Annotated in this window: 14 protein-coding genes and 1 pseudogene; 5 read left to right on the top strand and 10 right to left on the bottom strand. The window is 71.9% G+C overall.

The window, feature by feature from the left end; genetic code table 11:
- Window positions 1-43 precede the first annotated feature (43 nt).
- Together PV682_RS34895 and PV682_RS34890 are read left to right on the top strand one after the other, a co-directional pair.
- Window positions 44-1,174, top strand: a complete 1,131-nt coding sequence (locus tag PV682_RS34895; RefSeq protein WP_319735764.1) for an acyltransferase family protein — start codon at window positions 44-46, stop codon at window positions 1,172-1,174.
- 100 nt (window positions 1,175-1,274) lie between these two features.
- Entirely contained in the window at window positions 1,275-2,180 is a 906-nt protein-coding gene (locus PV682_RS34890; RefSeq protein ID WP_319735763.1) for a hypothetical protein, read from the top strand.
- Window positions 2,181-2,233: 53 nt separating this feature from the next.
- Here PV682_RS34890 and PV682_RS34885 read toward each other — a convergent pair whose 3' ends face one another.
- The 4 genes from PV682_RS34885 to PV682_RS34870 all read right to left on the bottom strand — a co-directional run bounded on the left by PV682_RS34885 (window position 2,234) and on the right by PV682_RS34870 (window position 4,934).
- Complete coding sequence (locus PV682_RS34885; protein ID WP_319735762.1) at window positions 2,234-2,620, bottom strand: MerR family transcriptional regulator; 387 nt, start codon at window positions 2,618-2,620, stop codon at window positions 2,234-2,236.
- 179 nt (window positions 2,621-2,799) lie between these two features.
- Window positions 2,800-3,990 carry an MDR family NADP-dependent oxidoreductase gene (locus PV682_RS34880; RefSeq protein WP_319735761.1) on the bottom strand — a complete coding sequence of 397 codons (1,191 nt, stop codon included), beginning with the start codon at window positions 3,988-3,990 and terminating at the stop codon, window positions 2,800-2,802.
- An 80-nt stretch (window positions 3,991-4,070) separates the two neighbouring features.
- Window positions 4,071-4,454 (bottom strand): winged helix-turn-helix transcriptional regulator, encoded by a 384-nt coding sequence (locus PV682_RS34875; RefSeq protein WP_010351149.1) that lies wholly within the window; start codon window positions 4,452-4,454, stop codon window positions 4,071-4,073.
- 135 nt (window positions 4,455-4,589) lie between these two features.
- Window positions 4,590-4,934, bottom strand: coding sequence for a winged helix-turn-helix transcriptional regulator (locus PV682_RS34870; RefSeq protein ID WP_319735759.1), 345 nt, complete (start codon window positions 4,932-4,934; stop codon window positions 4,590-4,592).
- A 35-nt stretch (window positions 4,935-4,969) separates the two neighbouring features.
- On the opposite strand from PV682_RS34870, the gene PV682_RS34865 reads away from it, so the two are divergent.
- The 3 genes from PV682_RS34865 (at window position 4,970) to PV682_RS34855 (ending at window position 8,096) form a co-directional block, all read left to right on the top strand.
- Entirely contained in the window at window positions 4,970-5,872 is a 903-nt protein-coding gene (locus PV682_RS34865; RefSeq protein WP_319735758.1) for an NAD(P)-dependent oxidoreductase, read from the top strand.
- Window positions 5,873-5,989: 117 nt separating this feature from the next.
- Window positions 5,990-7,204: an NAD(P)/FAD-dependent oxidoreductase gene (locus PV682_RS34860; RefSeq protein WP_319735757.1), complete on the top strand. Its 1,215-nt coding sequence runs from the start codon at window positions 5,990-5,992 to the stop codon at window positions 7,202-7,204.
- A gap of 10 nt (window positions 7,205-7,214) precedes the next feature.
- On the top strand, window positions 7,215-8,096 hold the full coding sequence (locus tag PV682_RS34855) for an RNA polymerase sigma-70 factor (protein WP_319735756.1): 882 nt from the start codon (window positions 7,215-7,217) through the stop codon (window positions 8,094-8,096).
- 38 nt (window positions 8,097-8,134) lie between these two features.
- On the opposite strand, the gene PV682_RS34850 is transcribed toward PV682_RS34855, so the two are convergent.
- The 6 genes and pseudogenes from PV682_RS34850 to PV682_RS34825 all read right to left on the bottom strand — a co-directional run.
- A complete protein-coding gene (locus PV682_RS34850; protein ID WP_319735754.1) occupies window positions 8,135-8,704 on the bottom strand; it encodes a hypothetical protein in 570 nt (189 codons plus the stop codon).
- The gene (locus PV682_RS34845; RefSeq protein WP_319735753.1) at window positions 8,688-9,209 is read right to left on the bottom strand and encodes an RNA polymerase sigma factor; all 522 of its coding nucleotides are present in this window, start codon (window positions 9,207-9,209) and stop codon (window positions 8,688-8,690) included. Before PV682_RS34845 ends, PV682_RS34850 begins: the two co-directional genes overlap by 17 nt.
- A 185-nt stretch (window positions 9,210-9,394) precedes the next feature.
- A complete protein-coding gene (locus PV682_RS34840) occupies window positions 9,395-10,015 on the bottom strand; it encodes a class F sortase (protein ID WP_319735752.1) in 621 nt (206 codons plus the stop codon).
- Entirely contained in the window at window positions 10,012-10,413 is a 402-nt protein-coding gene (locus tag PV682_RS34835) for an LPXTG cell wall anchor domain-containing protein (RefSeq protein ID WP_319735751.1), read from the bottom strand. The genes PV682_RS34840 and PV682_RS34835 overlap by 4 nt, the downstream gene beginning before the upstream one ends.
- Before the next feature lie 108 nt (window positions 10,414-10,521).
- Complete coding sequence (locus PV682_RS34830; RefSeq protein ID WP_319735750.1) at window positions 10,522-10,908, bottom strand: luciferase domain-containing protein; 387 nt, start codon at window positions 10,906-10,908, stop codon at window positions 10,522-10,524.
- Between the two features lie 168 nt (window positions 10,909-11,076).
- Window positions 11,077-11,227 (bottom strand): annotated as a pseudogene (locus tag PV682_RS34825) (NADP-dependent phosphogluconate dehydrogenase); the annotation flags it as partial.

The raw sequence follows: 11,227 nt of genomic DNA, 5'->3' as shown, positions 1-11,227 counted from the left end.
TCGGGGCGCTGCCCAACAATGCGCCGCCCGCTGGACTCGGAGCATGAAACCCTCACGGTCGGCCTGGCTGGACGCACTGCGCGGCATCGCCGCACTCGTCGTGGTCTTCGACCACTCGTCGTACACGTTCCTGCCTGAAGTACGGCGGGAGTTGATGCCCGAGTTCAACACCAGCCGCTACGGCATCATGGTGTTCTTCCTGGTGAGCGGTTACCTCATCCCCGCGTCACTCGAACGCCTGGGCCGCGTACGGGAGTTCTGGATCGGACGGATCTTCCGCATCTACCCCCTGTGGGCGGTGGTCGTCGCCGCACTCCTCGCGCTGCACCTCGCGGGCGTCGCGGGGATACGCGAACTCGACGGCCAGAGCGTCTACTTGACCGCCCTCGCGCACGTCACGATGCTCCAGGAACTCCTCGGCACCCCCAGCGTCCTGCTCGTCCTGTGGACCCTCTCCTACGAGATGGCCTTCTACCTGCTGGTCGTCGCCCTCTTCACGCTCCGCCTCCACCGGCACTCGGGGACCATCGCCGTCCTCTTCGCCGCGGTGGCCGTGGTGGCGGGGGCCGCGCTGCCGGCCTCCGCGCTGTCCGGCGCGGTCGGCACGGGTCCGCTGATCGTGTGTGCCTCGCTCGCCATGGCCCTCGCGATCGGCTGCGCGAACGCCTGGGCACGCGTCCTGGGCGGCGCCCTGGGCCTCGCACTGATCGCCCTCAACGGCACCGTTCCGACGTGGGAGGGGCTCGTGATCCTCGCCGTGATGTTCCTCGGCACCACCATCTACCGTGCCGGGTACGGCAGTTGGCGTACCGCCCTGGTGGTCGTCGGCTGCGCGGTGGGGAGTTCGTACGCGTACGGCTCCGGCTCGCGCGGCTGGATCGCCGGGTTCCTGCTCGCCGTCCTCACCTTCGGCGCCGGGCTGGCGTCGCGCCGGCGCCGTACGCCTCGGGTGCTTGTCGGTCTGGGGACGGTGAGTTACTCGGTCTACCTCGTGCATCCGCTGCTGCTGGCGGTGGTCGACGGGACGGCCGGACGGCGGGGCGAGGACAGCTGGCTCCTCGAAGTGGGCTTCTGTGCCGTGCTGTTGCCGGTGTGCGTGCTGACGTACCGGTACGTCGAGGTGCCCGGGCAGGAGTGGGGGCGCGCGGTGGCGCGGCGTACCCGGTCGCGGTGAGGCGGGCCGGGCGGGGTTCAGCGGGGGCGGTGTCCGGGGTGGGGGGTGTCTGAGTACGCGCACTCATGTGCCGGTGGCCGGTCGCTGACACGCTGCCTTCATGGTGAGCGGTAGAGCTGTTCCGGCGTTCTGGCATGTCCTCCTTGTGTGGGGGGTGACGGCGTTCGTGATGCCGGTGCTCGGGGTCGGGGTGTTCATGGCCGGGTGGGGCGGGGGGAACGGGGCCGCCGCGGTGGGGCTGCTGGTGGGGGTGCCGCTGGTGGTCGGGCTGCTCGCCGTGATCGCTCCGGCGAGCCTCGTGCCGTGGTGCGGGACGAGGTCCGGCCGGTTCGGGTGGGCGGTCCTGGTCTTCGTTCTCGGTACGGCGGGCGTCCTCGCGGGCCTGGCCGCGTACAACTCCGACGTCGACCTGGGCGGCGCGGCGACGCGGATCGCGCTGACGGGCCTGCCGTACGCGGTCGCCGCCGCGTTCCTCGTACCGGACCGGTGGGTACGGCTGGGCGCGGTCATGGTGCTGGCGGCGGGGGTGGGGTACGGGGGGTACCTCGGTCCCTCTCAGGTACGAGACCGTGAACGGGCCGCCCAGATCGCCCGGTACCGCGCGCACCCCGAGGTGTTGTACCTGGGAGCTACTCCGCCGGGGATGCGGATCGCCCGCGCGGTGGTCGGGCCGTCGTACTTCGGGGTCGAGTACCACGCGGAAACGAGCGGGTACGTCGGTATGACCGTGCGCTCGCCGCTGTCACCGCGAGCGGTGTGCCCCGATCGGCCGGACGCGGGGACGAGCTGTGCGGTGGGGGCGGGCGGGGAGATTCGGCAGGTGCGGAGTCTGCCGGGGGGAGGGCGGGAGGTCACGTTGTTCCGGCGGCATGAGGGGGCTGAGGTGGAGGTGCGGAGTCAGAGCCTGGGGGAGGCGGGGTTGAGGAGGGTGCTGGATACGTTGCATCCGTTGTCGGAGGGGGAGTTGGAGGGGCTGATGCGGGAGAAGGTGATTGGGGAGGGGTGAGGGGGAGGGGGTGTGGTGGCTCTGGGGTATGGCAGGTATGAGCACCCAGAGAGCTACCCCTCGGGTACGGGGCGCCCCGCCGCCTCCCTCAACCCGTCCCGCAGCCGCGTCAGCCGGGCGATGTCCGCGTCGAGCGCGGCGATGCGGCGGTCGATGACGTTGGCGCCGGCCGCGCCGGGTTTCCTCGCCGTCGGGTCGCAGGAGCGTTGCGAGGTCGTGGCGAGGAGTGGCAGGCGGTCGGCGATGGTGTGCAGGTCCTCCACGGTCAGGCCGAGCGCGAGGAGTTCGCGGACGACGCGCAGGACGGCCAAGTCGGTGGCTGTGTAGTCGCGTTGGCCGGACGGCGTGCGGTGCGGGGGTGGGAGGAGGCCGCGTTGTTCGTAGAAGCGCAGGGCTCGGGGTGTCGCCCCCACGGCTGCCGCCGCGTCGCCGATCCGCATGTGCACGCCTCCCACTGACCTGTCGGCCCACCGACCCGCGGACTCGCGGCGTCGCCGGCTCGCGGACTTGCCGCGCCACCAACCCGCGGACTCGTACGGCCACCGGCTCGCTGACCTGCCGTGCCATCGGCCCGCAGGCTCGCACCGCCGCCGGCCCGCAGCTCCCCCGGACAGGCCCCTCACCCGCCCAGATCCGACGCCAACTCCACCACAGCCGTACCGAATTGCTGCCCATCGATCAGGTTCCGCAAAGCCTGCGGGGCCTGATCGATGCCCGAGGTCCGGGTGAGGGGGAACCGTATCTCGCCGGCCCGCAGCCACAAGGCGAACCGCCCCACCCACTCCGCCTCGACGTCGGGATGGTCGGCACCGAGGTACCCCCTCAGGGACACCCCCTTGAGGATGATCCGAAACGCATCGACCTCCACCGGCGCACTACCCCCCGCCCCCTCCTCCGCGAGCTGCCCCGACAACGCCCCCACCAGAGCGAACCGGGCCCCGTGCCGGGCCATGTCCAACGCCCCGGCGAGCTGCGCCCCACCCACGTTGTCGACCACGACATCGACACCGTCCGGCGCGACCTCGGCGAGCTGCGCGGCGAACTCCTCGTATGCCGCGCGGGAGTTGCTCCGTACGGCGCGGGCGGCGGCGAGGGTGTCGTACCCGGACCCCCCGTGCCGCGTACGGGAGTTGCCCCGCGGAGTGCCGTCGACCGCGACGCCGTCGTACCCCGACTCCCCGCGCCCCGACCCGGCGTCGCCCCGCCAGGACCCCCCGGTCACGACGGCGTCGTACCCCAGCTCCCCGACGAGCCGCTCGGCCTTCCACGCGGACCCCGTCGTGCCGATCACCCGCCCGGCCCCGAGCAGCCGGGCGATCTGCCCCGCCAGTGAACCGACCCCGCCGGCCGCGCCGGTGACGAGGACGGTGTCGCCCTCGCGGACCCCGGCGAGCCGGGTGAGCGCGCCGTACGCCGTTGCGCCGGAGGAGAGTTGGGCGACGGGGTCGGGGAAGCCGGGGTCGACGGGGGTGCACCGGTCCACGGGGACGAGTGCGTGCTCGCGCCAGCCGAGGGGGTGGGTGACGAGGTCGCCGGGGCGCAGGGGGCTGTCGTCGGGGGCGTGGAGAACCTCGCCGAGGGCCGGTCCGAACAGCGTGTCGCCGGGGCGCAGGCCAGGGACGGGCGTGTCCTGGGCGGCGCCGCCGAGGAGGGTGCGGAGGCCGCCGAAGACGAGGAAGTGGCGGTTGCGGACGAGGAGTTGGGTGCCGGTGGGTGGGGGGAGGGGGGTGTCGACGACGGTGAGGTCGCCGGGGACGGGAAGTCCCCGGGGGGTGGTGGCGAGGCGGACTTCGCGGGTGGTCGAGGGCATCAAGGGGGTCTCCTCAGGTGGCGGGCGCGGAGACGGTAAACCCTGACGCGGGGGTCAAGGGCAAGCCCCTGTAGGGGAGTTCACCCCTCGAACCGGCCCCGGGCCTCCTCGATGTCGCCCAGATACGTCTGCGTCCACCCGCACAGCAGATCGACCGTCGCCCGCAACGCCCGCCCGGGCTCGGTGAGCGTGTACTCGACGCGCGGCGGAATCGTCGGGTGGACCGTGCGCGCCACCAGGCCGTTGCGCTCCAGCATCCGCACGTTCTGGGTCAGCACCTTGTGGCTGATCCCCTCGACCTCGTCCCTCAACTCGCTGAACCGCAGGGTCCGTTCACCGAGAGCCTCGATGACCAGCAGCGCCCACTTGTTGGCCACGTCGGAGAAGATCTCCCGAGCGAGGGAGTCCGCGCGGCGGAGGTCGGCGTGCTCGGGCAGGTCCTTGAGCTCGTGCCTGGTTCCCATCGAATCCTCTGCTTCTTCGCACTCACAAAAACCGGACACCCACAAAAAGCCGGGCACCCATAGAAAGCCGAACACCCACAAAAAAGTGGGTACTTGGCGCCGGGCGGCAGGCCGGGCGAGGCTGATCGCAGGCGGTCAGGACGGCCGCCCGGACATCATCTCCAGCCGCCGATGACCCCAATCGTCCAGCGGGGCAAGGGCCTTGGAGAGGTCGTAGCCGAAGGGAGTCAGGGAGTACACGGTCTTCAGCGGCAGTACGTCGTGTACGTCCCGGTGCACCAGCCCGTCCGACTCCATCTCGCGCAGCGCCTGCGTCAGCACCTTCTCGCTGAGGCCGGGCAGTCGCCGGCGGAGTTCGCCGGGGCGGTGCGGTCCCGACTCCAGCAGCCAGAGCAGGCTCGTCTTCCACTTGCCGTCGATCACGGCGATCGCGGCGGTCACTCCGCACACGTCCGTGTCCTGGGCGCGGCTGCGCGTCATGTCCACCCCGTTCTTCTCACCAAGGAATCGAACTCATGCCCGATGTCAAGGGTCAGTCTGTCACCGTACTCGGCCTGGGGCCGATGGGCCGCGCCCTCGCCGGCGCGTTCCTCGACGCCGGTCTCCGCACGACCGTGTGGAACCGAACCCCGGGCAGGGAAGGGGAGTTGACCGCACGCGGAGCCGTCGCAGCGGCGAGTGCGGAGGAGGCGGTAGCCGCGAGCCCGCTGACCGTCGTCTGCGTGGTGAACTACGACGCCGCGGACACGTTCCTGCGGCGCGAGCCGGTCGCCGCCGCGCTCCGGGGACGTACGGTGGTGAACCTCAGCGCCGACACCCCCGGGCGGGCCCGCGAGTCCGCCGACTGGGCCTCCGTACACGGGATTTCCTACCTGGACGGCGCGATCATGACCCAGAACACGGTCGTCGGCTCGCCCGCCGGGGTCTTCCTCTACTCCGGCCCCACCGCCCTCTACGCCCAACACCGGCCCGTCCTCGAAGCGTTGAACGGCACCCACACGCACCTCGGCGACGAGATCGGCCACGCCGCCGCGTACGACATCGCCCTCCTTGACATCTTCTGGACCACGATGGCGGGTTACGCCCACGGCCTGGCCCTGGCCCGGGCGGAAGGCGTCAAGGCCGCCGACCTGGCCCCGTTCGCGGCGGGCATCTCCCACATCCTCCCCGCCCTCTTCACCCAGACGGCCGCCGAGACGGACGCGGGCGACTTCACCGGGTCCGGCACCGACAACCCGATCACCTCCGCCGCCTCCACGATGTCCCACATCGTCGAGACCTCCGAAGCCCACGGCATCGACGCGTCCTTGATGCGCGCCGCCCACTCCCTGACCGACCGGGTCATCACCCTCGGCCACGGCACGGACGGCTTCATGCGAGCGGCCGAGGTGCTGGGCAGGGGCGTACGCCCCGAGTAGTCCCGCTGTAGTACCCGCGACCGCCATCGATCCAGATCTGTGAGCCGCATCACAGCTGTCACAACCTTCGCGCACCCGGTGTCTTGAGTCCGAACCCCTTGGAGCGGAGGAGAGACGATGAACGGGAACGTCGAGGTGGTCGTGGTGGGCGGCGGGTACGCCGGGGTCATGGCGGCGAACAGGCTGATGAAGCGTGGGGACGTCGCCGTGACGCTGGTCAACCCGCGCCCGGAGTTCGTGGAACGGATCAGGCTGCACCAGTTGGCGGCGAGCACGGACGACGCGGTCGTGGAGTACGGGAAAGTGCTGAACCCCAGGGTGCGGCTGCTGGTGGACTCGGTCACCCGGATCGACGCCGCCGCAAGGGAGTTGGCGACCAGCAAGAGCGGCACCCTCCCCTACGACTACCTCGTGTACGCCGTGGGCAGCGCGAGCGCCGACCAACACACCCCCGGCGTACGGGAGTTCGCCCACCCGATCGCCACCCTGGAGGACGCGGCCGAGCTGAAGGCGCTCCTCACCGCCCACCCCGGCGCACCGGTCACCGTGGTCGGCGGCGGAGCCTCCGGCATCGAGATGGCGGCCGAACTCGCGGAACAGGGACGGAAACCGACCCTGGTCTGCGGCGGCGTCCTGAACCCCTACCTGCACCCGGAAGCCCGCCGCACGGTGACGGCCCGGCTGACGGGCCTCGGCGTGACCGTCCTGGAGGGCGCGAGCGCGATGGAGGTCACCGAGCACACCGTACGGCTCGAAGACGGTACGGAGATCCCGAGCGAACTCACCATCTGGACAGCGGGTTTCGGCGTCCCGGACCTCGCGGCGCGCAGCGGCCTGTCCACCGACGCCCTCGGCCGGCTCCTCACGGACGACACCCTGACGAGCGTGGACGACGACAGGATCGTCGCGGCCGGCGACTCGGCGGCGCCGTCGGGACAGCCGTACCGCATGGGCTGCCAGTCGGCGGTCCAACTCGGCCCGCAGGCGGCGGAGACGGTGCTGAGCAGGATCGGGGGAACCCAACCCGCCCCGGTGAAGGTGGTGTTCGCGGGCCAGTGCATCAGCCTCGGCCGCAGGACCGGCGTCTTCCAGTTCTCGCAGCGCGACGACACGGCGAAGAAGCGGCACATCGCGGGCCGCATGGGAGGCCGGGTCAAGGAGTTCGTGTGCCGTGGCACGGTGTGGCAACTCACCATGGAGGCGAAGAAGTTCAAGTCCCGCGCAGGAAAGTCCCCGGCGGGAAAGACCCCGGCAGGAAAGACTCCCGCAGGAGAGACCCCCGCCGCCCCGGCGGGACCCGCCCACCGCGACTCCGCCGCAACCGCCCACTGAAAGAGCCCCGATGACCGACCCGGCCACCGACGCCTTCGTCGCCCACCGCAACCTCCTCTTCACGGTCGCCTACGAGATGCTCGGCTCCGCCGCCGACGCCGAAGACGTCCTCCAGGAAACCTGGTTGAGATGGGTGAAGGTCGACCTGGACGAGGTGCGCGACCAGCGCGCGTACCTCGTCCGGATCACCACCCGCCAGTCCCTCAACCGCCTGCGCACCCTGTCGAGAAGAAGGGAGTCGTACGTCGGCCCCTGGCTCCCGGAGCCCCTGCTCACCGCCCCGGACGTCGCGCAGGACGCCGAACTCGCGGAGAGCATGTCGATGGCGCTGATGCTGGTCCTGGAGACCCTGTCGCCGACGGAACGCGCGGTGTTCGTGCTGCGCGAGGTCTTCGACGTGCCGTACGACGAGATCGCGGCGGCCGTCGACAAGTCCCCCGCCGCCGTACGGCAGATCGCGCACCGCGCCCGGCAGCACGTGGACGCGCGCCGCCCCCGGCAGACGGTCTCGCCGGGGGAGACGCGGGCGGCGGTGGACGCGTTCCGCGCGGCGCTCGACTCGGGCGACCCGCAAGGCCTGTTGGACGTCCTCGCGCCGGACGTCGTCCTGCTGACGGACGGCGGCGGCATCAAACAGGCCGCGCGCGTACCGGTGTTGGGCCCGGAGAAGATCGTCCGCTTCATCTTCGCCACCCAGGCGAAGAACGGCGTCCTCACCTCCCACCCGACCGTCGTCAACGGCGCTCCGGCGCTCGCGCTGCACCTGAACGGCGAGTTGGACGGCGTGATCGCGTTCCGGATCGCCGACTCCCTGATCGACGGCATGTATTACGTCCGCAACCCGGAGAAGCTGACCGGCTTCACCTCGGGCGACCCGATCGGCCTCCCGTAGGCAAGGGAGTCCGGCCCACCCCTCCGCCCCCCCGGCGCTCAGGGCGTCAGGTCCGCCGCCTGATCGGCCAGCGTGGGCACGGCGGAGGGAGCCGGCGACTCCGCCGGTGACGTCCTCGGGGACTTCTCGGTGGACGTCTCCGGAGACAGGGAGCCGTCCACGGCCGTCGTCGGCTCCACCACCGACGGCGACGGCGACACGTCCCGCCCCGACGGCTCCGGAGTCTCCGGCGCCGAAGGCCGCGGCGTCGAGTCCTCCACCGGCGGCTCCCGGTCCACCGCCGACGGACCGGGCGTGGGCGGCGTACGGTCCATGCGCGGCGGATCCACCGTCGGCGCCGGCGCCATCGGCGGCGCCTTCCGCACCGGAGGCGACGAGGACGACGACGCGAGGGGCAGCGCGATCAGCAGCGCCGCCGCACAGGTCGCCGTCGCCGCCAGCACCGTACGCGCCTTGCGCCGCCGAGACTTGCGGCGCAGCGCCGTGAACTGGCCCGGCGGGGGCGGCAGATGGGACGCCGGGGGGCGCAACAGCTCGACGAGCGGGTCATCTTGGCGCCCGTTGCCGTCGGCTCCGAAGCTGTCGTCGGCGTCAAAGCGTGTGGTCAAGGCTTCTCCTCAGATGGGCGCGGAGCAGCTCGCGGGCCGCGTGGAGGTCGGCCTTGACGGTTCCCTCCTTGCGTCCGGTCAGGGCGGACACCTGCCGGATCGGCATGTCAGCGTAGTAGTGGAGCAGGATCGGGACGCGCAGCCGCTCGGGCAGCGACTGCACGAGCAGCATGACCGACGGGTCGCCCTGCTCCTGCGCGGGCCGCAGCGCCTCCTCGGTCCGCGCCCGCCGCATCGCCCGGCGCTCCCGCTCGGTCTTGCGCCAGTGGTCCCGGACCAGGTTCGCGGCGGTGACGTACAGGAAGCCCTGCGGCTCCTCCACCTTCGTCCACCGCGACCACAGGCGGGTGAACGCCTCCGACGCGACCTCGTGCGCGGTCTCGTCGTCGTCCACGAGCCGCCGGCACCAGCCCGCGAGCCGCGGGTACAGCGCCGCGAACAGCTCCGACGCGGCCTCGTCACGCGAGCGCGCACGGGACCGGGTGAGGGATCGGGGGCGTTTCAACGCTCTCCAGGGGATGTGAGGGACAGGTCCGGGGAGGGAGCCGGGTGGGAGGACGGCGGTACTACGGGTAGGGGTTGCGTCATACCCGTACGACCCCTGGCCGCCATGCGGCACGTCATACCCGTAGTACCGGTCGCCCGGGTACGACGTGTCCACCGGCGCCCGCTCGCCTCCCACCCCGCCCCTCACCCCCGCTTCAGCTCCGCGAACACGATCACGTTGTCGGCGTATCCCTCGCCGGTACGGGTCCCCCCGCACGTGATCAGCCGCAGCTCGGGCCGCGCGGTATCGCCGTACACCTCCCGGGTGGGGAACGCCGACTTCGCGACCGTCCGTACCGCCGTGACCCGGAACACCGGCTCCCGCCCGTCGGTGAGCCGCGCGACGACCTCGTCCCCGCGCCTCAGCTCGGACAGGTGCCGGAAGACCCCGTCCCCGTACTCCCCGACGGTGACGTGCCCGAGGATCACGGACGGCCCGGTCTGCCCCGGCGAGGGCGAGTAGCGGTACCACCCCGCCCGGTCGTGCGCGACGACCGGCGGAACGGCGACCGTGCCGTCCGAGGCGAGACCGAGGGAGAGCAGCGGGGTGTCGACCCCGATCGAGGGCACCTTGAGAGCTACGGGTACGAGCCCGGCGCGCCCGCCGGCACGGGAGGAACCCGAACGCCCGTCCCCCGCGGCCTGAACCTTCCCCGGGGAACCGTCGTCCCGCGACACCCTCACCCCCTCCCCGCTCGCCCCGCACCCCACGAGCAGCGCCCCCAGCCCCACCACGGCGAACCCCCGCCTGGACAGCACGGTCACTCCCCGGTCGCCCGCCGGCGCCGTACGACGACGAAGGCGCCACCGGCGAGCAGGACGGCCCCGGCACCGGCCCCGACGAGGGCCGTGGACGACGACGACCCGGACCCCGAGGACTCACCGACACCCGTGTCGGCGGCCCCCTTCGGCACGACCGACACCTGCCCCGAGTCCGTGGCCGGCTCCTGGGCCGGCGCCCTGGTCGGGTCCACGACGCTCGGCACCGCGCTCGGCTCACTCGGCGCCTTCGTCGGGTCCACGGCGCTCGGCTCAGGGCTCGGCGCCTCGGCGACGGTCGGCACCGGCGACGGAGTGTCGGCGGACGCCACCCCCGCACCGGTCAGCACGACGACACCGGAGAGGACCAAGGCCCCCAGCACACCACGAGCAGTACGACGCATCCGTTCGCTCTCCTTCTTCGGTCCACCCGGGCGGGGTGGAATCGAGCGGAGAGACGAGACAGGGGGAGGGTCAGTTGTAAAGAGAAGGCAAAGTCGCGCCCGGCCTTGTCAGACCAGCGGCTCGTCCCTCGGCACCAGCATCACCCGGTGCAGATTGCAGCGGGGGCCCTCCTCCTCGGGTACGGCCGCCTGGTGGGCCTGGAGAGCCATGCTGACGAGACTGATCAGGAGGTCGACGTCCGAGTCGCAGTCCAGGTGGACCGTGACCCAGCGGGAGCCCGGGAGGAGGCGGATGGCCGTGGAGGCGCGCAGGTCGCGGGAGAGCCGGTGAATGGCCTGGCCGGTGAGGTGGAGGTCCACCTCGTGTGCGGAGTGGAAGTGAACGATCTCGCTGTGCGCGGAACGCAGGGCGGGGCCCGTACCGCACGCGGCTGTCACCGTCGTGAGGTCGGGCCAGCTCGCCAGTCGTTCATGGGCGCGCTCGGCCGGTGTCATGACCCCATCGTCGCTGGATAACCGCCCCGCTACCAGAGGTTGAGTGTTCCGTAACCTGCCCGTGAGGTGGAAAAGAGCGGAGGGCCACGGTCCGCTCGCGTTCCGTGGCCCAACAGTCCCTCGTCACGCACCAGTTATGGGGCGTAGTCCTCAGGTATTACCCGGGTACTACGCGTCGGTCTCGGGCCGCTCGGCGTCCGCCCAGTGCGTGTGGAACGCGCCCGGCTTGTCCACCCGCCCGTACGTGTGGGCCCCGAAGTAGTCCCGCTGCCCCTGGAGCAGCGCGGCGGGGAGGCGTTCGGCGCGCAGGGTGTCGTAG

It is taken from the genome of Streptomyces niveiscabiei (genome assembly GCF_033794345.1).
In the GTDB taxonomy this organism is placed as follows: Bacteria; Actinomycetota; Actinomycetes; order Streptomycetales; family Streptomycetaceae; genus Streptomyces; species Streptomyces niveiscabiei.
This window is presented reverse-complemented; position numbering and strand designations above follow the sequence as displayed.